Source organism: Herbiconiux daphne, assembly GCF_024979295.1.
GTDB lineage: Bacteria > Actinomycetota > Actinomycetes > Actinomycetales > Microbacteriaceae > Herbiconiux > Herbiconiux daphnes.
The window spans coordinates 72,773-95,320 of record NZ_JANLCJ010000011.1; the positions used below are offsets into that span (position 1 = coordinate 72,773).

At 69.6% G+C, this 22,548-nt stretch carries 24 protein-coding genes and 1 pseudogene; 8 read left to right on the forward strand and 17 right to left on the reverse strand.

Features of this window, described 5'->3' with window-relative positions; translation table 11 throughout:
- Positions 1-12: 12 nt before the first annotated feature.
- On the forward strand, positions 13-924 hold the full coding sequence (locus tag N1032_RS20365) for a DMT family transporter (protein WP_259541851.1): 912 nt from the start codon (positions 13-15) through the stop codon (positions 922-924).
- Between the two features lie 84 nt (positions 925-1,008).
- Positions 1,009-1,368 carry a SpoIIAA family protein gene (locus N1032_RS20370; protein WP_259541853.1) on the forward strand — a complete coding sequence of 120 codons (360 nt, stop codon included), beginning with the start codon at positions 1,009-1,011 and terminating at the stop codon, positions 1,366-1,368.
- A 49-nt stretch (positions 1,369-1,417) separates the two neighbouring features.
- On the opposite strand, the gene N1032_RS20375 is transcribed toward N1032_RS20370, so the two are convergent.
- Entirely contained in the window at positions 1,418-1,687 is a 270-nt protein-coding gene (locus tag N1032_RS20375) for a DUF3253 domain-containing protein (RefSeq protein ID WP_259541854.1), read from the reverse strand.
- Between the two features lie 226 nt (positions 1,688-1,913).
- Between N1032_RS20375 and N1032_RS20380 the strand changes: the two genes are divergently transcribed.
- Positions 1,914-2,126 carry a DUF3072 domain-containing protein gene (locus tag N1032_RS20380; protein ID WP_259541879.1) on the forward strand — a complete coding sequence of 71 codons (213 nt, stop codon included), beginning with the start codon at positions 1,914-1,916 and terminating at the stop codon, positions 2,124-2,126.
- Positions 2,127-2,156: 30 nt separating this feature from the next.
- Here N1032_RS20380 and N1032_RS20385 read toward each other — a convergent pair whose 3' ends face one another.
- From N1032_RS20385 to N1032_RS20410, 6 genes are all read right to left on the reverse strand, one after another.
- On the reverse strand, positions 2,157-2,993 hold the full coding sequence (locus tag N1032_RS20385; RefSeq protein WP_259541855.1) for an alpha/beta fold hydrolase: 837 nt from the start codon (positions 2,991-2,993) through the stop codon (positions 2,157-2,159).
- A 36-nt stretch (positions 2,994-3,029) separates the two neighbouring features.
- Positions 3,030-4,106, reverse strand: coding sequence for a LacI family DNA-binding transcriptional regulator (locus N1032_RS20390; RefSeq protein ID WP_259541856.1), 1,077 nt, complete (start codon positions 4,104-4,106; stop codon positions 3,030-3,032).
- 59 nt (positions 4,107-4,165) lie between these two features.
- Positions 4,166-5,212, reverse strand: a complete 1,047-nt coding sequence (yjfF, locus tag N1032_RS20395; protein WP_259541857.1) for a galactofuranose ABC transporter, permease protein YjfF — start codon at positions 5,210-5,212, stop codon at positions 4,166-4,168.
- Positions 5,209-6,255 carry an ABC transporter permease gene (locus N1032_RS20400; RefSeq protein WP_259541858.1) on the reverse strand — a complete coding sequence of 349 codons (1,047 nt, stop codon included), beginning with the start codon at positions 6,253-6,255 and terminating at the stop codon, positions 5,209-5,211. The genes yjfF and N1032_RS20400 overlap by 4 nt, the downstream gene beginning before the upstream one ends.
- Positions 6,252-7,874: a sugar ABC transporter ATP-binding protein gene (locus N1032_RS20405; protein WP_259541881.1), complete on the reverse strand. Its 1,623-nt coding sequence runs from the start codon at positions 7,872-7,874 to the stop codon at positions 6,252-6,254. Before N1032_RS20405 ends, N1032_RS20400 begins: the two co-directional genes overlap by 4 nt.
- Positions 7,875-7,985: 111 nt before the next feature.
- Entirely contained in the window at positions 7,986-8,981 is a 996-nt protein-coding gene (locus N1032_RS20410; protein WP_259541859.1) for an ABC transporter substrate-binding protein, read from the reverse strand.
- A gap of 298 nt (positions 8,982-9,279) precedes the next feature.
- Between N1032_RS20410 and N1032_RS20415 the strand changes: the two genes are divergently transcribed.
- Together N1032_RS20415 and N1032_RS20420 are read left to right on the forward strand one after the other, a co-directional pair.
- A complete protein-coding gene (locus tag N1032_RS20415) occupies positions 9,280-10,677 on the forward strand; it encodes a low temperature requirement protein A (protein WP_259541861.1) in 1,398 nt (465 codons plus the stop codon).
- Positions 10,678-10,741: 64 nt separating this feature from the next.
- Complete coding sequence (locus tag N1032_RS20420) at positions 10,742-12,382, forward strand: ABC-F family ATP-binding cassette domain-containing protein (protein ID WP_259541862.1); 1,641 nt, start codon at positions 10,742-10,744, stop codon at positions 12,380-12,382.
- An 11-nt stretch (positions 12,383-12,393) separates the two neighbouring features.
- Here the strand turns inward: N1032_RS20420 and N1032_RS20425 are convergent, their stop codons facing one another.
- The 3 genes from N1032_RS20425 to N1032_RS20435 form a co-directional block, all read right to left on the reverse strand.
- On the reverse strand, positions 12,394-12,864 hold the full coding sequence (locus N1032_RS20425) for a hypothetical protein (protein WP_259541864.1): 471 nt from the start codon (positions 12,862-12,864) through the stop codon (positions 12,394-12,396).
- A gap of 17 nt (positions 12,865-12,881) precedes the next feature.
- Positions 12,882-13,082, reverse strand: a complete 201-nt coding sequence (locus N1032_RS20430; protein ID WP_259541865.1) for a hypothetical protein — start codon at positions 13,080-13,082, stop codon at positions 12,882-12,884.
- Between the two features lie 140 nt (positions 13,083-13,222).
- Positions 13,223-13,441 (reverse strand): hypervirulence associated TUDOR domain-containing protein, encoded by a 219-nt coding sequence (locus N1032_RS20435; RefSeq protein ID WP_259541867.1) that lies wholly within the window; start codon positions 13,439-13,441, stop codon positions 13,223-13,225.
- A 53-nt stretch (positions 13,442-13,494) separates the two neighbouring features.
- On the opposite strand from N1032_RS20435, the gene dgt reads away from it, so the two are divergent.
- The gene (dgt, locus tag N1032_RS20440) at positions 13,495-15,048 is read left to right on the forward strand and encodes a dGTP triphosphohydrolase (RefSeq protein ID WP_259541868.1); all 1,554 of its coding nucleotides are present in this window, start codon (positions 13,495-13,497) and stop codon (positions 15,046-15,048) included.
- 95 nt (positions 15,049-15,143) lie between these two features.
- Here the strand turns inward: dgt and N1032_RS20445 are convergent, their stop codons facing one another.
- The gene (locus N1032_RS20445; protein WP_259541869.1) at positions 15,144-15,869 is read right to left on the reverse strand and encodes an SDR family NAD(P)-dependent oxidoreductase; all 726 of its coding nucleotides are present in this window, start codon (positions 15,867-15,869) and stop codon (positions 15,144-15,146) included.
- 101 nt (positions 15,870-15,970) lie between these two features.
- Here N1032_RS20445 and N1032_RS20450 point away from each other — a divergent pair, with 101 nt between their 5' ends.
- Positions 15,971-16,897: a helix-turn-helix transcriptional regulator gene (locus N1032_RS20450; RefSeq protein ID WP_259541870.1), complete on the forward strand. Its 927-nt coding sequence runs from the start codon at positions 15,971-15,973 to the stop codon at positions 16,895-16,897.
- 96 nt (positions 16,898-16,993) lie between these two features.
- Here the strand turns inward: N1032_RS20450 and N1032_RS20455 are convergent.
- Positions 16,994-17,467 (reverse strand): annotated as a pseudogene (locus tag N1032_RS20455) (RNase H family protein); the annotation flags it as partial.
- Positions 17,468-17,565: 98 nt separating this feature from the next.
- On the opposite strand from N1032_RS20455, the gene N1032_RS28330 reads away from it, so the two are divergent.
- Positions 17,566-19,824: an ArnT family glycosyltransferase gene (locus N1032_RS28330; RefSeq protein WP_310795975.1), complete on the forward strand. Its 2,259-nt coding sequence runs from the start codon at positions 17,566-17,568 to the stop codon at positions 19,822-19,824.
- Between the two features lie 76 nt (positions 19,825-19,900).
- Here the strand turns inward: N1032_RS28330 and N1032_RS20465 are convergent, their stop codons facing one another.
- From N1032_RS20465 to N1032_RS20485, 5 genes are all read right to left on the reverse strand, one after another.
- The gene (locus tag N1032_RS20465) at positions 19,901-20,092 is read right to left on the reverse strand and encodes a hypothetical protein (protein WP_259541871.1); all 192 of its coding nucleotides are present in this window, start codon (positions 20,090-20,092) and stop codon (positions 19,901-19,903) included.
- A gap of 75 nt (positions 20,093-20,167) precedes the next feature.
- Positions 20,168-20,611: an SRPBCC family protein gene (locus N1032_RS20470; protein ID WP_259541873.1), complete on the reverse strand. Its 444-nt coding sequence runs from the start codon at positions 20,609-20,611 to the stop codon at positions 20,168-20,170.
- Positions 20,612-20,613: 2 nt separating this feature from the next.
- Entirely contained in the window at positions 20,614-20,979 is a 366-nt protein-coding gene (locus N1032_RS20475; protein ID WP_259541875.1) for an ArsR/SmtB family transcription factor, read from the reverse strand.
- Positions 20,979-21,440, reverse strand: coding sequence for an SRPBCC family protein (locus N1032_RS20480; RefSeq protein WP_259541876.1), 462 nt, complete (start codon positions 21,438-21,440; stop codon positions 20,979-20,981). The genes N1032_RS20475 and N1032_RS20480 overlap by 1 nt, the downstream gene beginning before the upstream one ends.
- Positions 21,441-21,517: 77 nt before the next feature.
- Complete coding sequence (locus N1032_RS20485) at positions 21,518-22,354, reverse strand: class I SAM-dependent methyltransferase (RefSeq protein ID WP_259541877.1); 837 nt, start codon at positions 22,352-22,354, stop codon at positions 21,518-21,520.
- Positions 22,355-22,548 lie beyond the last annotated feature (194 nt).

Genomic DNA, 22,548 nt, shown 5'->3' on the forward strand with positions numbered 1-22,548 from the left:
GGGGGCCTGCCTGTGACACTCGCGACCTTCCCGCTGGCCGGCATCGTGCTGGCGGTCATCGCCGCGGCCGTTCTGGCCGTCGGCAACTTCTTTCAGGCGCGCGGGGTCAGCTCAGGGGCGACGGGCCCGTCGTCGGGGCTCGGGGCGCGCGAGATCCTGCGCCTGCTGCGCAATCGGGCCTGGCTCATCGGCAGTGCCTTCCTGGTGGTGGCCATCCTGCTGCAGCTGGCGAGTCTCGCGTTCGCGCCGCTGATCGTGGTGCAGCCGGTAGGCGTCACGGCGCTGGTGTTCGCCGCGCTGCTGACGGCGTTCGTGACGAAGGCGGCGCCCGCGCGACGCGAGGTCGGCGCCATCGCCGTGTGCATCGTGAGCGTCGGGGTGTTCGTTACCGTGGCCGCGGTGGTGAGCACGCAGAGCGCGATCGGCGAGACCCAGCTCGTGGCGGTGCTGATCGTGCTGGCCGTGGTGCTGGTCGCATCGCTCGCCGTGCTGCTGCTGCGCCGGGGCCGGAGCGTTCCGCCCATTCTCTTCGTGCTGCTCGGCGGCATCTTCTCGGGGTTCGTCGCCACGCTCGGCAAGACGGTCATCCTGCGGGTGCAGACCGCCCTGGCCTCGCACGACCTCGAGCTCGACTCCGCCAACCTGCTCACCATCGGCTGCCTCGCCGGCATCGCCGTGGCGGGCCTGCTCTCCATCTACTTCGTGCAGACGTCGCACACCTCGAGCCGGCCCGAGGTGGTGGTGGCCGGGCTCACCGTCATCGACCCGTTCGTGGCCGTGATCCTCGGCATCACCATTCTCGGCGAGGCGCGCAACGCCCCGATCTGGGCGATTCTCGTGCTCGTCGTGGCCGGCGCGGTGGCGGTGCTCGGCGTCGTCGCCCTCTCGCGCACCCAGGCGGCGGCCGCGGTCGGCTCGCCCTGAGCATCCGGGGCGCTGGGTCGCGCTGATCGTGGTGGTCGCGCCGGCCCGGTGGTGCTGCAGCTGCGGGAGCGGCATGCTGGGGTCATGCTCACCGCTCACGAACTGCCCGGCACCCACATCTTCGAGATCCACTACTCGGGGGCGCTCGATGCCGCCGAGTTCGAGGCGGTGCGCGATCAGCTCGTGACCTTCCTCGACGAGAACGACCCCGCCGACCTGCTGGCCGTCTACGACGACATCGAGCTCACGAAGATCGAGCCCAAGGCGCTCTGGGAAGACCTGCGCTCGGCCGGGCTCGAGAAGAAGGTGCGCCGCGCGGCGCTGCTGACGGATGCCGGCTGGCTCGCCACCCTGGCGAAGACCGCCTCGATGTTCATCAAGGCCGACGTGCGGGTGTTCGCGCTCGACGGCCGCGACGAGGCGCTCGCCTGGCTCCAACGCTGACGGGCTGGGCGCGCTGGCGCGCTGGGGCGGGCCCGAGCGCCGGCGGCCTTCAGCGGGTGCGGCGCCGGATGCGGATCGGGCCGCGCGCGGAGGCGAGGTCGACCACCTCGCCGTGCTGGGTGATCTCGACCTCGCCGCTCTCGACCAGACGCTGGGCGGCCTGGCGGGCGGGCTCCATCAGGGCGCGCCAGTCGTCGTCGCCCACGTGGCGGGCGGCATCCGACGGGCAGATCGTCGACGTGGGAGCGCGGCGCGCGAGCAGCTCGAGGATGGCGGACTCCAGGCGCTCGTCGATGCCCTCGGCTGACTGGTGTGCCATGCGGATCAGTGTGCACCCGAACACGCTTTTCGGCGCGGGGGTGTGCCGCGGCGGCATCCGTTGGCGGGTGTCGGTCGCCCGGCGTACGCTCCTGCGCATGAGCGACACCGACAACACCGCACCCGACTCCGCAGCCACCGACAACCCGAACGGCCCCGACGCCCGCGAGAGCTTCGCCGAGAGCGAGCAGATCGTGCCGGAGCCCGCGGGCGACGACGACGTCGAGATGCTCGGCGGGGCCGGCCCCGACCCGAGCCGCTCGGCCAGCAAAGACCCGGAGGACTGGGTGACCGGCGACGAGCCGATGACCGGCCCGCAGAAGAGCTACCTCGACACCCTGCTGCGCGAGGCCGGAGAAGAGCTGCCGGCCACCCTCACCAAGGCCGAGGCCTCGGAGCACATCGACCGGCTGCAGAAGCTCACCGGCCGCGGTCAGTAGGCCGCTCGAGGTCGTCGACGTCGAGCCCGGCTACTTCGCCAGGAACTCGAGCACCACCCGGTTCCACTCCTCGGCATGGCTCACGGTCACGCCGTGGGGCCCGCCGGCGATCACGTGCAGTTCCGACCCCGGAATCGCCGCGTGCGTGCGCGCTCCCGACCCCTCGAACGGCACGGTGGCATCGCTGTCGCCGTGGATCACCAGTGCCGGCACGCTCACCAGCGCGAGGTCGTCGCGGAAGTCGGTGTTGGCGAAGGAGGCCATCGCCTCGAGTGCGGCGAGCTTCGAGGCCTGCTCGGCGAGGGCGAGCGCCTCCTGGCGCTGCTGCTCCGTCACGACGAGGCGACCGTCGACCGAGAAGAACTGGGTGAGGAAGTCGTCGAAGAAGGCGTCTTTGTTCGCGGTGAGGGCGGCCGTCATCTTCGCGGCCTCGGCCGCCGACAGCGGGCCGTCGGGGTTGCCCGGCGTGTGCAGCAGATAGGGTGGCACCGCCGAGGCGAACACCACGCTGTGCAGCCGCCCGATGCCGTAGCGCGAGAAGTAGCGCGCCACCTCGCCGCCTCCCATCGAGAAGCCGACGAGCGTCACGTCGTGCAGGTCGAGGGCGTCGAGCACGGCCTCGAGGTCGTCGGTGAGGGTGTCGTACCCGTAGCCCGTCAGCGGTTTGTCGCTTCGCCCGAAGCCGCGGCGGTCGTAGGTCACCACCCGGTAGCCGGCGTCGACGAGGGCGGGCACCTGGTTCTTCCACGACTCGCCCGAGAGGGGCCAGCCGTGGATCAGCACGACCGCCCGGCCCGACCCGCCGGTGTCGTCGACGTGCAGTTCGGTGTCGTTCAGGATGCCGTGGTGAGCAGTGATCTCTGACATGGAGGATTCGTTCCCTTCCGGCCGCTGACGCGGCGCTCACGGAACATTCGTACTCCTCCGCACCTCGGATGGGTCGACCCGTGCCGCGAGGTGGGCCGACGCAGTGCGCGGGGGTGCCGTGCTCTCGCGCACGACGAGCTCGGTGCCGCCCGCCGCCTTGTCGGTGGCGGCGTTCTCGCCGAGCACGGCGAGCACCGATTCCATGGCCTCGCGGCCCAGGCGCACGAAGTCCTGCCGCACCGTGGTGAGCGGCGGAGAGAAGTATTCCGCCTCGGGAATGTCGTCGAAGCCCACCACGCTCACGTCCTCGGGCACCGTCAATCCCGCCTCGGCCAGAGCGCGCATGAGCCCGAGCGCCATCTGGTCGTTCGCCACGAACACGGCCGTCGCGCCGTCGGCCGCGATCGTGCGACCGTGAGCGTAGCCGCTCGCGGGGGTCCAGTCGCCGACCAGCGGTTCGCGGCTCACGAGGCCGTGCGCCGCCAGAGCACCGAACCAGCCGCGGGTGCGCTCCGAGGCATCCATCGACTCCAGCGGGCCGGCGATGTGACGGATGTCGCGGTGCCCGAGCGACACCAGATGGTCGACTGCCGCTCGCGCCCCGCCGTATTGATCGAGCCACACCCGATGGGCCGGGCCCCGGTCTTCCGAGGCGATGGCCACCACCGGAACACCGAGATCGAACCCGCCGAGCCCCTCGACGGCCGAGCGCTGCTGCACGATCAGCACGATCGCCTCGACGTTCTGCCGCACGAGCAGCTCCGCCGCCGCGCGCACGTTCGCGGCGTCGGCCTCGAGCAGACCCGCGGTGATCACGGCGTAGCGGGCATCCCGGGCCGTCTCGTTGAAGTGCAGGGCGGTCGAGCCCGGCCCGAAGTCGGCCGAGCCCGTGGTGATGAGGCCGATCGTGCGCGATCGGCGGGTGACCATGGCCCTCGCCGCCGGCGACGGCACGTAGCGCAGCTGCTTGATCGCGTTCTCGACCCGCAGGCGGGTGGCGGGCCGCACGTTCGGCATGTCGTTCAACACCCGTGACACGGTCTGGTGCGACACCCCGGCCAGACGCGCGACATCGAAGATCGTCGCGGTGCGCGCCTTCTCTTCTTCTGTCACTGTCGATCCTCGTCGGGCGCGGAGAGCGCGCTTGTATTGATTATCGCGGGCCCGGGTCGCTACCTCCTGCGCGAGGTCAGCACCTTCTGCAGAATGATGAACACGAGCAGCAGGGCGCCGATGAAGATCTTGGTCCACCACGACGAGAGCGTGCCCTCGAAGGTGATGATGGTCTGGATGACCCCCAGCACCAGCACGCCGAGCACCGACCCGAGCACGAAGCCATAGCCTCCGGTGAGCAGGGTGCCGCCGATCACGACCGCCGCGATCGCGTCGAGCTCGGTGCCGACGGCGGTCAGGGGATAGCCCGAGAGCGTGTAGAACGAGAACAGCACGCCCGCGAGCCCCGAGCAGAAGCCGCTCACCACGTAGACGATCACCTTCGTGCGCGCCACCGGCAGACCCATCAGCATGCCCGACTGCTCGCTGCCCCCGATGGCGTAGACCGTGCGCCCGAACCGGGTGAAGCCGAGCACCCACACGGCGATCACCACCACCACGAGGGCGATCACGACGCTCGGGGTGATGCTGAGGCCCGGGCCGAGGGGGATGCGGGTGACCGCGAGGGCCACGAAGGTGGGCTCGCTGATCGAGATCGAGTCCTTAGAGATGACGTAGCAGAGCCCGCGCGCGAGGAACATGGCCGCGAGCGTGGCGATGAACGGCTGCACCTTGAACACGTGGATCATCAGTCCCACGAGCAGCCCGAGCACCGAGGTGAGCACGAGGATGAGGGCGATCACCACACCGGGCGACCAGCCGGTCTGCAGCAGGCTCGCCGCGATCATGGTCGACACGGCCACCACGGCACCGACCGACAGATCGATGCCGCCGGTGAGGATCACGAAGGTCATGCCGACGGCGAGCACGATCAGGTAGGAGTTGTCGACGAACAGGTTGAGGAACACCTGACCCGAGAAGAACCCGGGGTAGCGCACGCCGCCGATGACGAACACCACCACAAAGAGCACCGCGGTGACGAGCACCGGGCCCGACTTCGGGCTGGTGAGCACGTCGCGCAGCCGGTCGAACAGCGAACCCCTCGGAGCCGGCGCGGGTGTGGGCGCTTGGGGGCGGGGTGACGGAGTGTCGAGAGTGGCGGTCATGATGCGGCGATCCCCTTGCTCGTGCGCGCGGTGAGTCGGTGGCGGAGCCGGCCGAAGGCGGCGTTGGTGGCCGGTGATTGCAGCAGGCACACCGCGGTGACCACGGCGGCCTTGAACACCATGGTGACGATCGGCGGGATGCCGACGGTGTAGACCGTGGTGACCAGGGTCTGGATGACGAGGGCGCCCACCAGGGTGCCGGCGAGCGAGTAGCGGCCGCCGGCGAGCGAGGTGCCGCCGATCACCACGGCGAGGATGGCGTCGAGCTCGATGAAGAGGCCCGTGTTGTTGGCGTCGGCCGCCGTCTGGTTGGCGGTGAGGATGAGCCCGGCGATGCCGGCCGAGAAGGCGCAGAACGTGTAGACGGTGAAGAGCAGCCCGCGCGCTCGAACGCCGGCCTGACGGCTTGCCTCGGGGTTGATGCCCACCGACTCGATCAGCATGCCGAGGGCCGTGCGGCGCGTGATGAGCGCCGCGACCGCGAAGATCACCACGCCGATCAGCACCGCCACCGGCAGCCCGAGCAGGAATCCGGAGCCCAGCGCCTTGAACGGCGCACTGTCGACCGTGAGGATCTGCCCCTCGGTGATCAGCATCGCCATGCCCCGCCCGGCGGTCATCAGAATCAGGGTGGCGATGATGGGCTGGATGCCGATCACCGACACCAGGAACCCGTTCCACACGCCCAGCACCAGAGCGATCACCAGCGCGGCGCCGACGGCCACGGCCACCGTGCCGGGGTTGCCCGGGTCGGGCGACGACAGCAGGATCGAGCACGCGACCGCGCCCGAGATCGCCGCGACGGCGCCGACCGAGAGGTCGATGCCCCGGGTCGCGATGACGAGTGTCATGCCGACCGCGATGATGAGCGTGGGCGCGCCGTTGCGTAGGATGTCGATCACCGAGCCGAACAGGTGCCCGTCTTTGACCGTGATGGTCAGAAAGCCCGGAAAGGCGATGACGTTGATCGCCACCAGGGCGATCAGCATCACGACCGGCCAGAACAGCCGGCTCGACACGATGCGGGTGAGGGCGGCGCTCATCGGAGGTCTCCTGCCGGTGATGTGAGGGACTCGGTGGCGGGCTCGTCGTAGGCGGGCCCGAAGGGGTGGGCGTCGGGTGGCGGAGCCTCGTCGGCCACCGACCCGTCGGCGATCAGGGCGAGCAGGGCGTCGACCGTCAGCCCGTCGTTCTCGATGTCGGCCACGAGACGGCGGTCGCGCAGCACGGCGACCCGGTGCGACAGCCGCAGCACCTCCTCGAGCTCGGCCGAGATGAACACCACGCTCATGCCGTTCTCGGCGAGCGTGTAGACGAGCTTCTGGATCTCGGCCTTCGCCCCGATGTCGATGCCGCGGGTGGGCTCGTCGAGAATGAGCAGTCGCGGCGCGATGGCGAGCCACCGGGCCAGCAGCACCTTCTGCTGGTTGCCGCCTGAGAGGTTGCGCACGAGGGCGTCGGGGTTGGCGGGCCGGATGTTGAGGGCCTGGATGTAGCTCTGGGTCAGCTCCTCCTGCCGCTTCTTCGGAATCGGCCGGAACCAGCCCCGATCGGCCTGCAGCGCGAGCACGATGTTGTCGCGCACCGTGAGGTCGTCGATGATGCCCTCGCTGCGCCGGTTCTCCGACGAGTAGGCGATGCGTTTCGAGATGGCCTGACGAGGGGTGCGCAGGCGGGTGGGCTTTCCCTCGATCTGGAGGGTGCCGGCATCCGCTCGGTCGATTCCGCCCAGGATGCGCGCGAGCTCGGTGCGGCCGGAGCCCAGAAGGCCGGCCAGGCCCACCACCTCGCCCTCGCCGATGGTGAGGTCGAAGGGTTCGATGGCTCCCTTGCGGCCGTAGTCGTGGGTGGCGGCGAAGGCCGGCAGGCCGGGTTCATCCGCCACGGCCGCACCGGTGGCGGCGTGTGCTCGCTTGCCGATCTCGTCGAGGGCGGTGATCTCTTTGCCGATCATCTTGTGCACCAGGTCGATGCGCAGCAGTTCTTCGGTGAGGTACTCGCCCACGAGCTGGCCGTTGCGCAACACGGTCAGGCGGTCGGTGATCTCGTAGATCTGGTCGAGGAAGTGCGACACGAACAAGATCGCGACGCCCGAATCGCGCAGCGACCGGATGACGCGGAAGAGCTCTGCCACCTCGTCGGCGTCGAGGCTCGACGTCGGCTCGTCGAGGATGAGCACCTTCGCGTTGACGTTGATGGCCCGGGCGATGGCCACGAGCTGCTGCACGGCGAGCGAGTGCGAGCCGAGCAGCGAGCCCGGGTCGATGTCGAGATTGAGGCCGTCGAGCAGTTCGGCGGCACGGCGGCGCATGGCGCGCCCGTCGATGGAGCCGAAGCGGCGCGGCTCGCGCCCGAGCAGGATGTTCTCGGCCACCGACAGGTTCGGCAGCAGGTTGACCTCTTGGTAGACGGTCGAGATGCCGGCCGCCTGCGCGTGGGCGGGGCCCGAGAACGACACGGTCTCGCCGCCCAGCCGGATGGTGCCGCCGTCGATGGCGTAGACGCCCGTGAGGGCCTTGATGAGGGTGGACTTTCCGGCGCCGTTCTCGCCCATGAGCGAGTGCACCTCGCCCGGGAACATGCGGAAGCTCACACTGTCGAGCGCCTTCACCCCCGGGAAGGTGATCGTGATGTCGGTCATCTCGACCACGGGTTCGGTCATGAGCTCTCTCTTCTTCGAGGGGCGGTGACGGATGCGCGGAGTGAGTCCGCGCATCCGTCACCTGTTGTAGCAGTACTGCTTTATCAGTACTGCTTTATCAGTACCGCTCTATCAGTACTGCCGGTCGGGCAGGGCCTCGACGGCCTGCTCCTGGGTGAAGGTGGTCTCTTCGGTGATGATGCGCTTCTCGGGCGTCTCACCCTCGTTGATCTGGTTGACGATGTCGACCAGCTGCTTGCCGAGCAGCGGCGAGCACTCGACGATGAAGTTGATCTTGCCGTCGGCGAGAGCCTGCATGCCGTCTTTCACGGCGTCGACCGTGACGATCTTGATGTCTTCGCCCGGAACGAGCCCGGCCGCCTCGATCGCTTCGATGGCGCCGAGACCCATGTCGTCGTTGTGGGCGTAGATGAGGTCGACGTCGGGGTTGGCCTTCAGCAGGGCCTCGGTGACCTGCTTGCCGCCGGCCCGGGTGAAGTCGCCGGTCTGGCTCGCGACGATCTCGAACTTGTCGTCGGCGCCGATGACGTCGGCGAAGCCCTCGGCGCGGTCGATGGCCGGAGCCGCACCCGTGGTGCCCTCGAGCTGGATGATCTTCACCGGGTCGGTCGAGTCGGCGTATTCGTCGACGACCCATTGGCCGGCCTTCTTGCCCTCTTCGATGAAGTCGGAGCCGAGGAACGACACGTAGAGGGAGTCGTCTTGCGAGTCGACGGCGCGGTCGGTGAGCACCACGGGGATGTTCGCCGCCTTGGCCTCGTTGAGCACGGCGTCCCACCCGGTCTCGACCACGGGCGAGAAGGCGATGACGTCGACGCCCTGCTGGATGTAAGAGCGGATCGCCTTGATCTGGTTCTCCTGCTTCTGCTGGGCGTCGGAGAACTTGAGCTCGATGCCGGCGTCTTTGAACGAGTTCTGGATGTCGGTGGTGTTGGCGGTTCGCCAGCCGCTCTCGGCGCCGACCTGGGCGAAGCCGACGACGAGTTCGTCGGTGGGCTTGGGGCCGGCGGCCGCACCAGCGTCGCCACCGCCGGAGCCGCCGCTGGCGCAGCCGGCGAGCGTAAGCAGGATGACCCCTGCGGTCGCGAGACCGAAGATCTTCTTCATCGTACGAACCTCTCTGTTCAACGACCCGGCCACGGGAGTGCTGCGTGATGGTGCCGGGAGCAGCCGCCACGTCGGGGCTGATGGGTCATAGTAATCACAAATTGTGAGCCTTCACAATTAGCAATCGAGTAACGGATGCATAACGCCTGAAACAGCATCAGATCAACGGATGCGCGGGAATGTGAACGCTAATATGGGCCGATCACGAGGTCGACGGTCGATGGGTCTGAACGCGCCTCTCGACATCCGGTGGGCCATGTGCTCTGATTTCTGCAGAAGCTCCCGGCGAGGAGGCGGCATGAGCGACGGCAGTAGGGGCGACGGCGGAACGGGCGACGGCGGAACGGGCGAAGACGGGACGGGCGACGGCGAGGCCGAGCTCGAGTCGAGCCTGCGAAAGGAGTTGCGGCATCGACTGCGCCCGTTGACCGGCATCGTGCCGAGAGGTCAGGAGCGAGCCGTCACCCCGCTCGAGCTGCTCTACGACCTCACCTACGTGATCGCGTTCGCGGCGGCGGCCGAGGAGCTCACCGCCGCCGTGGCCGAGGGGCACGCGGCATCCGGAGTCGGCGCCTACCTGTTCGCGATCTTCGCCGTCGGGTGGGCCTGGCTGAACTTCACCTGGTACACGTCGGCCTACGGCAACGACGACGCCCTGTTCCGCGTGGCCACGATCGTGCAGATGGTCGGCGTCGTCGTGCTGATCTTCGGGCTGCCGCAGAGCTTCCACGACGCCGCCGAGGGGCTGAGCCCGAACAACCTGCTGGTGGTCGTGGGGTACGTCGTGATGAGGGTGCCGCTCATGCTGCTGTGGCTGCGGGCCGCCCGGCACGACGAAGAGCACCGCAAATCCGCCATCGCCTACGCGATCACCATCGCGATCGCCCAGACGGGATGGCTGCTGATCGCGATCGTGCCGATGCCCGCGCTCGTGGCGGTGCTCGCCCTGATCGCCCTGGTGCTCGCCGAGATGGCCGCCCGGGTGGTGATCGAGAACGGGCTCGGCTGGACGCCGTGGAACGCCAGTCACATCGCCGAGCGGTTCGGGCTGCTCACCCTGATCTGCCTCGGCGAGGTGGTCGCCGCGACCGTGCGGGCGGTCGCCGTGCTGACCGAGGAGCAGGGGTGGTCGGTGGCGGCCGTGATGATCGCGGCATCCGGTCTCGTGCTGGCGGCGGGCCTGTGGTGGGCCTACTACCTGGTGCCGTCGGGTGTGATCCTGCGCCGGTGGCCCGAGCGCGTGTTCGCCTGGCGGTACACGCATCTGCCGCTGTTCGCCGCCATCCCGGCGGTCGGCGCCGGGCTGCGGCTCGCGGCCGAGGCGCTGGAGGGCGGCGAGCTCTCGTTGCTGCAGATCGCGGTCGCCCTGGTGGTGCCGGTGGCGTCGGTGATCGTGCTCGTGTTCGTGCTGTGGAGCGTGCTGGTGCGCTCGTGGGACCTGACCCACCTGCCCCTGCTGGTGGTGACCCTCGTGCCGCTGGCCGCAGCCGTGGTGGTGGCGGCGATCGCGAGCGAGGGGTCGCCGTTCGACCCGGAGCATCTGGGCGACCTCGGCGCGCTCGTGGTGGTGATCGGGCTGGTGGCCCTCAGCGTCGTGGTGGAGGTGGTGGGTCACGAGCTGGTGGGTTACCCGCACACCGTGCGCGCGCTCGAGCGTCAGGCCAGAGGGTCGTTGCCCCAGTTCATGAGGGAGTAGCGCCAGGCGGTGTGCTCGAGCCCGGACCCCTGGCGCGGACGGCTCAGGATGCGCGCGGGTAGGCTTGACCGTCGGCCGCTCGGCCGGCGCCACCAGCCCTGAGGACACCGTGAGCCTGATCCGCCTGAACGACGTGAGCATCGAGTTCGACGGCCGGCCGGTCGTGCGGGAGGCGTTCCTCAAGCTGCGCGCCGGCGACCGCATCGGCCTGATCGGCAAGAACGGCACCGGCAAGACCACCTTCCTCGAGCTCATCCTCGGCCGGCAGCAGCCCACCACCGGCACGGTCGACGTGACGCTCGGCACCACCATCGGCTACTTCTCGCAGTTCTCGGAGCTCGACGGGCAACGCAGCATCCGCGACATCCTGAGCGATCACTTCGCGGCGGTGCACGAGGCGCAGGCCCGGCTCGATGCCATCGGCGAACTGCTGGCCTCGCCGATGGGCGACGACGAGATGACCGCGCTGCTGACCGAGCAGGGCGAGCTGTTCGAGCGCATGGACGCCATCAACGGCTGGTCGTATGAGAACACCATCGACACCGTGCTGACGAGTCTCGGGTTCGACGAGTCGCTGCGGGTGCTGCCGGTCGACCGGTTGTCGGGCGGATGGCGCAACCGCGCCGCTCTGGCGCAGATTCTCGTGCAGTCGCCCGATGTGCTGCTGCTCGACGAGCCGACCAACTTCCTCGACCTCGACGGGGTGCGGTGGATCGAGAACTGGCTCGCGCGCTACCAGGGCGCCGTGCTCGTGGTGTCGCACGACCGGCAGTTCCTCGACGGCGTGGTGACGCGCATCGTGGAGATCGAGAACTACCGGCTGCAGGAGTACGAGGGCGACTACTCGGCCTACGTGCACGCGAAGCAGTCGCGGCTGAAGATGCTCGAGCGCCAGTTCGCGCACGAGGAGGAGCTGCTGGCCTACGAGCAGGCGGCCTCGGCGGCGCGACGCGAGGCCGCGCGGAACCCCTCGAACGCCGTGGCCCGGCGTCTCGCCGACATCAAGAAGCGGCAGGCGCCGCGGCCGATCGACCAGATCATCACCGACATCTACGGCGGCTTGCGGGTGAGCAACGACCTGCTCGAGGTGGTGAAGCTCACCAAGAGCTTCGACGGCGGCGATCCGTTGTTCGCCGACCTCACGTTCAGCCTGCACCGGGGCGATCGGGTGGCTGTGCTCGGCTCGAACGGCTCGGGCAAGTCGACGCTGCTCGACGTGCTGACGGGCGACACCGAACCGGATGCCGGCCAGGTGCGATGGGCGAAGGGCGCGCGTTTCGTGTCGTACAACCGGGTGTATGCGTCGCTGGATCTGACGGATTCGGTGGGTCACGCGGTGAACGCCTACCCCGATTCGCTCGCCTTCAGCGCCACGAAGAAGAGCGTCGGCCGGTTCCTCGCGATGCTGCAGTTCTCAGAGGCCGACCTGCAGCAGAAGATCGGCACCCTCTCGGGCGGGCAGCGGGCGCGGGTCGCGATCGCGCAGTGCCTGCTGTCGGGAGCGGCGGTGATCGTGCTCGACGAGCCGACGAACCACCTCGACATCACGAGCACCCAGGTGATGGAGCGGGCGCTCACGCACTTTCCGGGCGCGGTTCTCGTGGTGTCGCACGACCGGTTCTTCGTCGACAAGCTGGCCGACCGGCTGCTGATCTTCGACGGCACGCCCCACGTCACCGAGCGAGCGGCCAGCGGCGCGCTGTAGCGGCGCTGTCGTCAGGCCCGTCGCGGAGCGCGCGACGAGAGCCTGATCGACGAGTTGACGTAGGCGACCGCGGCCACGGCGCTCGCCACCCCCGCGGCGACGAGGGTCAGAGGGGCGCCGCCGGCGGCGGTGACGCCGGCAGCGCCTGCGGCAGCTGCGGCGCCCGCGCCAGCGCCTGCTGCGGCGCCCGCGCTGACCCCCGATCCGATCGCCTGAACGGCGAACAGTGCCGCGATCACGAACCCGGCGGTCGGCCCGCTCGTCAGGCGCCACCACGCCCGGGGAGGAGCCACCGGCTCGTCCTCGCCCCGGAACATCCGGCCCCCGAGCACGATCCACAACCAGAGCAGCCCCACCGCGACCGGTGCCCCGACGGCCCCTCCGCCCACGGCTCCCGCCAGGGCCGCCAGGGCCACCACCGCGAAGTACCCGAACACGATGTAGACGACTTTCCCCTGCGCCGATGTGATGCGATATTTCATGATCGGGCCTTCCTCTGTCAGATCACTTCGTAGCTGTAGTAGCTCGCAGAATTCAATTCCTTGCACTGATAGAAGAGTGCCCGGATGCGTTTGCCTTGATAGTGGGCCTGCGCCACGGCATCCTCTAGTGTCGGATTGGCAGAGCAACCGAGACCGGCCCAGTAGCTGAGCGGCAGGATGTTGCAGACGTCATCGATGTTCTGGATGGCGGCGTACATCCACTCCACGTCAGCGTGCGAGTGTCGGCGGGGTAGGTGGCGATACGGTGAGTTCGCATGATCACTCCTTGGAACGGGATCTTCGGTGATCCCTTCCTTCAGGTATACCCCCGAACAGGGGATATGTGACGAAAACTCAGCTACTTCTTCTTCTTGAGCGCCTCGGGCTTGTGCACGGCCTCGCGACCGCTCTTGTCGCTCTTCACGAGGAACTGGGGGTCGTCGTCTGACGCCCGCACGGTGCGACCGGCGGCCTCGGTGTCGTTCGTGATCTTCTTCTCGACCCTGCCCGAGGTCTCGGTGCCGTGGGTGTGCCACGAGACCTCATCGCCACGGGAGAGCTTGTCGTCATCGGCCATGCGCCACACCGTACTCCCGTGGCACAGAATGGGGGGAACGAGAAGGAGACCCTGTGACCGACGACGCCCGAGTGCACCGCCGCGAACCCGAGGTGCTCGACGAGATCCAGGCGGCCGACGACAACCCCGAGTACCGCATCGATCTCGAGCGGGTGCGCTTCTCGCCTTACTTCTCTCGACTCTCGGCGGTCACGCAGGTCATCTCGCAGGCCGGCGCGAGCCCGCTCATCCACAACCGCCTGACCCACTCGCTCAAGGTCACCGCGGTCGCCCGTGCCATCGCCGTCGCCGTCGAGAAGTCGCTCGTCGGCACGACACCGGCCCTCTCCCAGCCCGGCGGATGCGACGCCGTCGTCGTGCAGGCGGCCGCCAGCGCCCACGACCTCGGGCATCCGCCGTTCGGCCACCTCGGCGAAAACGTGCTGAACAAGATCGCCCGCGGCCCGCTCGGACTCGCCGACGGCTTCGAGGGCAACGCCCAGACCTACCGCATCATTGCGGCCCTCGACGTGTGCGACGGCGCCGCCCTCGGCCTCAACCTCACCGCCGCCGTGCGCACCGCCGTGGCGAAATACCCCTGGACGCCCGAGCTCGACGGCATCAGCCGCGCCACGATCGTGGCGGAGTCGGCGGCATCCGCTCTTCCTCGCGGCATCAAGCCGTCAGGCGGCGAACTCGTGGCGCGCAAGTACTCGGCCTACTACCTCGAACACGACGACCTCGCCGAGGCCCGGATGTCGGCCCCCACCCTGCGCCCCTACGAGCAGTCGCTCGAATGCTCGGTGATGGACATCGCCGACGACATCGCCTACTCGATCCACGACGTCGACGACTTCTATCGGGCCGGCATCCTGAGTCAGGTGGCGGTGGCGCGGGAATTCCGCGGCTGGACCGAGAACTCCAGCGCCCTGCGCCAACTCGTGGCGCCCGGGGTCGACATCGCCGAGAACGTGCCGGGTGCGGCCCTCGAGTCGCTGCGCCGGCGCATCCTGCGCGACGACCCGTGGATCGCCGAAGACGACGCCTTCGCCGATGCCGTCGCCGTGGTGTCGGAAGACCTCGTCGAGGGCCTGCTCTCGACCCAGTTCGACGGCTCCATCTCGGCCGAACGACGGCTGTCGACCTTCACCAGCCGCTGGATCGCGCACTTCGAGCGCTCGGTCGTCGCCGCGCCGCCTGACACTCCGCGCACGGGCATCATCACGCTCGACCGCCGGGCCTGGCACGAGGTGAAGGTGCTGAAGTTCGTGCACAAGCACTTCATTCTGAACCGCCCCGACATCGCGATGTACCAGCGCGGCCTCAGCCAGGTGCTGGTCACCCTGGTGACGGCGTTCTCGGACTGGCTCGACGACGACGACGACCGCAAGCGCGTGCCGCGGCGCATGCTCGAGATGGTCGACCTGGCCACGATGGGCTACCTGCGCCTGGCCCGCGAACGCCCGCACCTGCTGACCGACACGGATGCCGCGAGCCTCCAGCGCCTCGGCCGCGGGCGCGGGGTGATCGACTACGTCGCCTCGCTCAGCGACGGGCAGGCGATCGCCGTGGCCGAGGCCCTCAACGGCCGCACCGACCGCCTCTGGGACATTGGCCAGAGCCTCTAGCCCCGCGCCCCTCTCGTCCCTCTCGTCGAGTTGCGCCAAAGTGCCCACGACCCCGCCGGGGTCGGGCACTTTGGCGCAACTCGACGCAAGGGGAGCTAGAAGGCGGCGAGGCCGTCGCGGTCGATGAAGGTGCCCGTGGGGCCCGCGCCGCCGCGGGTGGCGAGGTCGACGACGGCATCCGTTCCCTCGGTGACGGTCTGGTGGCCGCTGTTGCCGTTGAGATCGGTCGCGGTGTAGCCCGGATCGGCGGCATTGACGCGCATCTCGGGGAACGCCTTGGCGTACTGCACGGTCAGCATCGTGACCGCCGCCTTCGACGACTGGTAGAGCGGCGCCACGATGCCCGACTCGATGCGCTCGGGGTCGAGCACGCTCGAGAACGATCCCATGCCGCTCGAGACGTTCACGATGGTCGGCGCGCTCGACGCGCGCAGCAGCGGCACGAACGCGGTGGTGGTGCGCACGATGCCGATGACGTTCGTGGCGAAGACTCGCTCGGCGTCGGCGGCGGTCTGCTGCTCGGCCGGAACGAAGGGCCCGGCGATGCCGGCGTTGTTGATGAGCACGTCGAGTCCGCCCGCGGCAGCGAGGGTGTCGGCGGCGGCCGCGACGGAGGCGTCGTCGGTCACGTCGAGCTGCACGAACCGTGCGCCGAGCTCGTCGGCCGCTTGACGGCCGCGGGTCTCGTCGCGCGCGCCGATCCAGACCGTGTGGCCGGCGTCGATGAGCCGGCGTGCGGTCTCGTAGCCGAGACCCTTGTTGCCGCCGGTGATGAGTGTGGTTGTCGTGGGGGTTGTTGCTGTTGCTGTTGCTGTTGTCATGATGCGAGTCTCGGCGCGTGGCGGCGAGGCAACCAGGCCCGCCTCGACGGGAGGAACGGCAGTACCACCCACCTGCCGAGCGCCCCTGTCACACTGGGGCCATGGAGTCTTCGCCGAACGCCGCTTCTGCGCCCCATGCCCATGGCGACCTCGCCGCGCTGCTGCGCTCGTGGCGCGATCGGCTCTCGCCGCTCGACGTCGGCCTCCCGGGCGGCGACGCCCGTCGTGCCGCCGGCCTGCGCCGCGAAGAGCTCGCCATGCTCGCCGGCCTCAGCGTCGACTACGTCGTGCGGCTCGAGCAGGGCCGTGCGCGGCATCCGTCGGTTCAGGTCGCCTCGGCACTGGCCCGCGCTCTGCAGCTGACGGATGCCGAGCGCGACCACCTCTACGTCGTGGCGGGGCTGCTGCCCCCGTCGCCGGGCGACGTGCCCGCCCACATCCCGCCGGGGGTGCAGCGGTTGGTGGCGCGTCTCGGCGAGACGCCGCTGGCCGTGTTCACGGCGTCGTGGGATCTGCTCAGCTGGAGTCCGCTGTGGGCCGCGCTGATCGGCGAGCCGCGGCGGCCGGCGGCGGGCCGGCCGAACCTCGTGCGCGCCCTGTTCACCGGCACCTCGCTCGGCGAGGGGGGCAACCCGGTGGTCAGCCGGTCGGGCAGCAACGAGGCCTTTCGGGCGTCGCTCGTGGCCGACCTGCGACGGGTGCAGGGCCGCTACCCCGACGACCGCGGGGTGCGTGCGCTGGTCGAGGAGCTGTTGTCGGTGAGCCCGCCGTTCCGCGAGCTGTGGGAGAGCGGCGTCGTGGGCGAGCACCAGTCGGAGCGCAAGACGGTGCACAACGACCTGGTCGGCGACCTCGTTCTCGACTGCGACGTGTTCAGCGTGGCGGGCACCGACCTGCGCATCGTGGCCTACACCGCGGCGTCGGGGTCGGAGGCGGCGGCGAAGCTCGACTTCCTGCGCGTCTCGGCGGTCACCGCGACCTCGGCGGCGGCAGCCGCAACGACGGCGGGCGCGCCGGCAGGCGCATGAAAGCAACGCCGGCAGGTGCGCCGGCAAGCCCATGAAATCAGTGCTCGGTCAGAACAACGTGTCGTCGGCCCGCGCCACCGGCGCCGGCTCGACGAGCGGCGCCACCCCGCCCGGAAAACCCGGGCCCTCGTCGGGCGCGCGCCCCTGCTGAAAAGCCTCGGCAGCGCCGCGGGCGCGGGCATCCGCCGCTTCGTTCAACTCGTGGCCGACGTGCCCCTTGACCCACTCGAACCGGTAGCGCCGCCCCGCGATGGCCTCGTCGATCTCTTTGATCAGCTCGAGGTTCATCACCGGTTTGCCGTCGCCCTTGCGCCAGCCCTTGCGCTTCCAGCCCGGCATCCACTTGGTGATCGTGTTGATGACGTATTGGCTGTCGCAGAGAATGTGCAGGTCGTCGTCGACGTGCGCCGTGGCCCGGAACAGCTCGAGCACCGCCTTCAGCTCACCCATGTTGTTGGTGCCGTGCGGCCAGCCGCCGGCGCCCCAGGTGTTGTCGTCGATGTACCAGGCCCAGCCTGCTGGTCCGGGGTTGCCGAGGGCCGAGCCGTCGGCGGAAGCGGTGATTGTCATCGCCTCAAGGTTAGCGGGGCCGGATGCCGCGCCCGCACTTACCCAACCCATAGCGTCACCGCAGTCGAGGCCCAGTCGCGGTGCCTAGCCTGCGAGACGTGACCGCATTGACGGGTGGCGTTCCCGCCGACGACCCCACGCCGGACCGCGCCGCGCGCGCCGTGGGTGCCGCGAGCCCTGCCAGCCCTGCCGGCCCTGCGAGCTCCGCCACCCCGGCCGCCCGCGCCCAGTCGCTGCGCCGGCGATGGCGGCCCTTCCACACCGGCCTCGTGCTGCTCGCGGCGGCGTCGGCGTTCACGACGCTGTGGGCGCTGAACCTCGGTCAGCGCTCGGAGTACTACGCCGCCATCGCCCTCTCGATGAGCCAGAACCTCTCGAACTTCTTCTTCGGCGCCGTCGACCCCGCCGGAACGGTCTCGCTCGACAAGATCCCCGGCTCCTACTGGGTGCCCGCGCTGTTCGTGAAGGCCTTCGGGTTCTCGACCTGGTCGGTCGACGCCCCCAACGCCATCGCCACCGTGGTGGCCGTGGTGCTCGTGGCCCTCACCGCGCGACGCCTGCTCAACCCGACCGCCGGGTTGCTCGCCGGTGCGGTGGTGGCGGCCACGCCGATCGTCGCCGCGGTCGCCCGCACGAACCAGCCCGAGTCGTTCTTCGTGCTCGCGCTCGCCCTCGTGGCCTGGGCGGCGACGATCGCGGTGCAGAAGAAGTCGCTCGGCTGGCTCGTGGTGGCGGGGGCGTTCGTGGCGCTCGCATTCCAGATGTACATGCTCGAAGCCTGGGCGGTGTGGCCGGCGCTCGCCGCCGGTTACCTGTGCGTCGCGAAGCCGTGGTTCGCGAAGCTCCGCGACGTGCTGATCGCGGGGGCGGCGAGCCTCGCGCTCTCACTCACCTGGATCTTCGCGGTATGGCTGGTGCCGGCATCCGCTCGTCCTTACGTGGGCGGAACCTACGGCAACAACCCGTTCGAGATGGTGTTCGGCTACAACGGCCTGGGGCGGTTCGCGGCCACGGCCGACTCTGCCGACTACCGGTCGCTCACGCCGCCGTTCTCGGGGTCGGCGGGAGTTCTGCGGCTGTTCGGCTACGAGGTCGCGGGGCAGGTGGCCTGGATGATTCCGGCGGCGCTCCTGGCCATCGTCGTGCTGTGGCTACTGCGGTTCTCGCGGCCCGTGCTGGTGTTCGTCGGGGGCTGGCTGGTGACGTTCCTGGTGATGTTCTCGGCCGTGGCCGGAATGCACCAGTTCTACACGGCGTCGCTCGCGCTGCCGATGGGGTTGCTCGTGGGCCTCGCCTTCGCGAAGGCGCGGGCGGCCGACATGCTGTGGGCACAACTCGCGCTGATCGGCACCGCGGCGGCGTCGGCGCTGCTGATCGCGCTCTACTACCCGGCGTATCTGCCGTGGGTGGCCGTTGTTCAGGCGGCGCTCGCGGTGGGCGTCGCCGCACTGCTCGTGGCGGGACGGCGCGGGTGGCGCGCTCCCTGGGCGCCGCGCCGAGAGACGACGGCCTCCGGATGGCGGCACGCGCGCTCGTGGTGGGTGTCGGTTCTGGCGGCTGGCGCGCTGCTGCTGACGCCGGCGGCGTGGTCGCTCGACGCGATGAATCACGCGAGCGCGATCAACCCGATCGCGGGGGAGGTGTCGGGCATCGGCGCGGGCGGGTTTGGTGCTGGTGGGTTCGGCGCGGGCGGTGGCGGCGGTGCCGGTCGCGGCGGAGCCGGCGGACCGGGCGCGCTAGACAACGGCGGTCAGCGGCCTGGCACAGATGGGCGGGCGGGCGGCGGGCCTGCTGCGACGGGAGGCTCCGGCTCGTCGGGGCTGAACGGCACCGACGGCGGGGGAGCGAACGCCGACGGCACCGGCGGAGGTTCGGTGGCTCAGCCGGGAACGCCGGATGGCGGCGCGACCGCGCCCGGCCTCGGCAGCGGTTTCGCGGGCGGCGGCGCTCTCGCGGGCGGCGGCGGCTTCGCGGGCGCGGGAGCGACCGTCGACCAGGGCGTGCTCGGCTACGTGCAGGCGAATCGCGGCTCGGCGAGCTACCTGCTCGCGACCTTCGGCGCCCAGAGCGCGTCGTACTACATCACCGCGACCGACGGCGATTCCGTTCTGCCGATCGGCGGGTTCAGCGGCCAGGATCCCGCGCCTACTCTCGCCGCGTTCCACCAGCTCGTCGCGTCAGGGCAACTCCGCTTCGTGCTCATGTCGAGCGCGCCAGGGGCGGGCGGTGGTGCGCAGAACGCCGGTTCGTCGGGATCGACGGATGTCGCCGACATCCGCTCGTGGATCACCGCGAGCTGCTCCGTGGTGACCGACCCGGCGGTCGGCAGTGCGTCGCTCTACGAGTGCGCGCCGTGACGCGGTCGCGCCGTGAGCGGTGACGCGGTCGCGCGGTGAAGCGGTCGCGCGGTGACGCCGCCACCTGCCCGAGCGGCTACTCGTCGCGCAGCTCCTCCGCCAGCTGGTCGGCGGTGAGCCGCGACCCCGCCGTCGGCGTGGGGAACAGGGGCTTCTCGTCGCGCTCGAGGGCCTCTTCGGCCAGGCGGCGCTCGTCGGGGTCGTTGACGTTCTGCTCCGGAGTGAATCCGTCGCGATCGAGCTCGGGCTCGGACTCTGGCGTAGGCATGTTGAGCATGGTCCCACGCCAGAGCCCCGCTCGGGTGAACTCCGGCTGTGAACCGCAGCGCCGCGAGCTCGCCGGTCAATGCCAGTCGCTGATCCGCAGGTCGCGCGGGTCGGGGCTGCCCGCCCCGGTCTCCACCAGCGCCTTCAGGCTGAGCAGAAAGACGGCCCACTTCGTGCTGCAGTGATACATGAACTCGACCGGTTCGGCCCAGCCGGCATGACTGAACAGCACGATCGTGTAGTCGCCCGCGGTGGAGAGTCGCCAGGTGACGGTGGTGCCGATCCACTCGGCCGGGCCGCCGACGACCTCCCAGACCACACGGTTCGGCCGATCGAGTTCGATGACGCGCATGTCGATGCCGCCCGGCCCGAACCGGAACTCGATCACCCCGCCGAGCTCGACCGACCCCGAGGTGTCGCTAGCCCACCAGCCGCGCAAGCCGTCGAGCGTGGTGAGGGCGTCGTAGACGTCGTCGGGCGCGGCGTTCTGCACGCCCACCCGATGCAGAATGTCGACCATGATCACGCGTCTCCCGTCCCGGCCGCACGCTGCGCCCGCTCGATCGACTCGGCGAGGCGCTTGATGCGCTGCAGCCGCGCATCCCAGGCCGTGCCCACGGCCGCGAGCTGGGCCACCGCCCGCGCGAACTGCTCGTCGTCGATGCGGTAGCGCATCTCTCGACCCGCGGATGTCGCGTGCACGAGCCCGACCCGGTCGAGCACGCCGAGGTGCTTCGAGACGGCCTGCCGGGTCACCGGCAGGTGTTCGCTGAGGCTCGTGGCCGTGCCGTCGCCCGAGAGCAGCAGGTCGAGCATCCGTCGCCTGGTCGGGTCGCCGATCGCCGACCACAGGTCGTCGTCGATCGCGGCGCTCGTCGCGGCGCTCATCAGGCTGCCACCAGCCGGTCGACGTAGGCGCCGAGGCGGGGAATGAAGTAGTCCCAGCCCTGCACGTGGTCGTTGTAGGCGGCTTCGAGCTCGGCCGCCTGCCAGCCGCGCTCGCGAAAACCGGTCTCGACCATCGTCACGCGCGTTCCGTCGCCGGCGGGCTCGAGCTCGAACGTCACGAGCAGCGAGTTGCCCGGATCGGCCGTCTCGCCGTCGCGGTAGACCCACCGGAACGAGAACCGGTGCGGCGGCTCCACGGCCACCACGGTGAGCGGCTCGACCTTGTCGTCGGCCGGGGCGTCGTTGCGAAAGACGATGTGCCCGCTGCCGCCTTCGACGGGTTCGAAGACGGCCTCGTCGGGCCACCACTCCCTGATGTGCTCGGGCCGGCTGATGACGTCGAAGACGACCTCCGGCGACGCATTCACGTGGATCTCGCGCTCGAGCTTTCCGAATTCCATGACCTTCTCGCTTTCTGCAACTATCGGTTGCACATCACGCTAGACCCCGGATGCCGCCAACGCAACCCTTGGTTGCACTAATGCGTCTTGACCGCCTGAATCGTGTAGCTCAGCGGCGCCACGCCGGCGAGCTCGTCGAGGGCGAACTCGCCGTCGGCGCGCTCGATCATCTGACCCGGGAGGGCCTGCCACGGCACGCTGTCGTGCTCGACGAGCATGGTGAGGGTGAGGCCGGCGTCGAGCAGGGCGGTCATGATCTCGCCGAGGCCGTGATTCCACTCGTAGGTCTTGGTGGCGGTGAGTGGGCGATCGGTGGCGACGTAGGTGCTGTCGTCGTCCCATTCCAGGGGCGTCTGCTGTTCGAAGTACGGGAAGCGCAGGTGGAGGTCGTCGCTCAGGGTCTCGTCCATCGACCAGAGGATGGGGTGGCCCTCGCGAATGAACAGGCGGCCTCCGGGTTTCAACAGGGCCGCGACGACCCGGGCCCACTCGTCGACCTTCGGCAACCAGCAGAGCGCGCCGATGCCGGTGTAGACGAGGTCGAAGGTGCCGGGCTCGAGCACGGAAGGGGAGTCGTAGACGTCGGAGACCACGAAGTCGGCGGCATCCGTCAGCCCGCATTCGGCGATCAGGATGCGGGCCTCGTCGATGGCGACGGGGGAGAAGTCGAGGCCTGTGACGCGGGCGCCGAGGCGCGCGAGCGAGAGAGTGTCGGTGCCGATGTGGCACTGCAGATGCACGGCGCGCAGGCCCCGGATGTCGCCGAGCCGTTCACGATCGAAGCGCACGACGTCGCTGAGGGCGGTGGGGTCGTCGATGTAGCGCTGCACGCCGTAGCCGAGGCCGTTGCGGGCGGCGTGCACGGAGGCGCGGTCGTTCCAGTTCGCGCGGTTGGTGTCGAGGTAGTCGTTCACCGTGGTCTCCGTTTCTGTTTCTGGTTCTGTTTCGGTTTCTCGGGCTGTCGCATCAGTGGGCAGCCGATCAGGATACCGGCGGACACGGTGTGGGGGAAGGTGCGCTGTTCTGGCCTGCTGGCGCGCTGGCCTGTTGGCCTGCGGCGTGAAAGTGAGTGAATGTCAGTGTTGGGTGTTTGACTTGTGTCATGTTC

What these genes read in the sequence shown, in the direction of transcription:
- N1032_RS20430 (WP_259541865.1), bottom strand. Translation starts at nt 13,082, where the DNA reads ATGTACGCCGCCATCCAGAACATCGATGACGTCTGCAACATCCTGCCG.
- N1032_RS20435 (WP_259541867.1), bottom strand. Translation starts at nt 13,441, where the DNA reads ATGGCCGATGACGACAAGCTCTCCCGTGGCGATGAGGTCTCGTGGCAC.
- N1032_RS20425 (WP_259541864.1), bottom strand. Translation starts at nt 12,864, where the DNA reads ATGAAATATCGCATCACATCGGCGCAGGGGAAAGTCGTCTACATCGTG.
- N1032_RS20405 (WP_259541881.1), bottom strand. Translation starts at nt 7,874, where the DNA reads ATGACCGAACCCGTGGTCGAGATGACCGACATCACGATCACCTTCCCG.
- yjfF (WP_259541857.1), bottom strand. Translation starts at nt 5,212, where the DNA reads ATGACCGCCACTCTCGACACTCCGTCACCCCGCCCCCAAGCGCCCACA.
- N1032_RS20410 (WP_259541859.1), bottom strand. Translation starts at nt 8,981, where the DNA reads ATGAAGAAGATCTTCGGTCTCGCGACCGCAGGGGTCATCCTGCTTACG.
- N1032_RS20400 (WP_259541858.1), bottom strand. Translation starts at nt 6,255, where the DNA reads ATGAGCGCCGCCCTCACCCGCATCGTGTCGAGCCGGCTGTTCTGGCCG.
- N1032_RS20375 (WP_259541854.1), bottom strand. Translation starts at nt 1,687, where the DNA reads ATGGCACACCAGTCAGCCGAGGGCATCGACGAGCGCCTGGAGTCCGCC.
- N1032_RS20380 (WP_259541879.1), top strand. Translation starts at nt 1,914, where the DNA reads ATGCTCGGCGGGGCCGGCCCCGACCCGAGCCGCTCGGCCAGCAAAGAC.
- N1032_RS20470 (WP_259541873.1), bottom strand. Translation starts at nt 20,611, where the DNA reads ATGGTCGACATTCTGCATCGGGTGGGCGTGCAGAACGCCGCGCCCGAC.
- N1032_RS20370 (WP_259541853.1), top strand. Translation starts at nt 1,009, where the DNA reads ATGCTCACCGCTCACGAACTGCCCGGCACCCACATCTTCGAGATCCAC.
- N1032_RS20475 (WP_259541875.1), bottom strand. Translation starts at nt 20,979, where the DNA reads ATGAGCGCCGCGACGAGCGCCGCGATCGACGACGACCTGTGGTCGGCG.
- N1032_RS20445 (WP_259541869.1), bottom strand. Translation starts at nt 15,869, where the DNA reads ATGACAACAGCAACAGCAACAGCAACAACCCCCACGACAACCACACTC.
- N1032_RS20465 (WP_259541871.1), bottom strand. Translation starts at nt 20,092, where the DNA reads ATGCCTACGCCAGAGTCCGAGCCCGAGCTCGATCGCGACGGATTCACT.
- N1032_RS20480 (WP_259541876.1), bottom strand. Translation starts at nt 21,440, where the DNA reads ATGGAATTCGGAAAGCTCGAGCGCGAGATCCACGTGAATGCGTCGCCG.
- N1032_RS20450 (WP_259541870.1), top strand. Translation starts at nt 15,971, where the DNA reads ATGGAGTCTTCGCCGAACGCCGCTTCTGCGCCCCATGCCCATGGCGAC.
- N1032_RS20415 (WP_259541861.1), top strand. Translation starts at nt 9,280, where the DNA reads ATGAGCGACGGCAGTAGGGGCGACGGCGGAACGGGCGACGGCGGAACG.
- N1032_RS20385 (WP_259541855.1), bottom strand. Translation starts at nt 2,993, where the DNA reads ATGTCAGAGATCACTGCTCACCACGGCATCCTGAACGACACCGAACTG.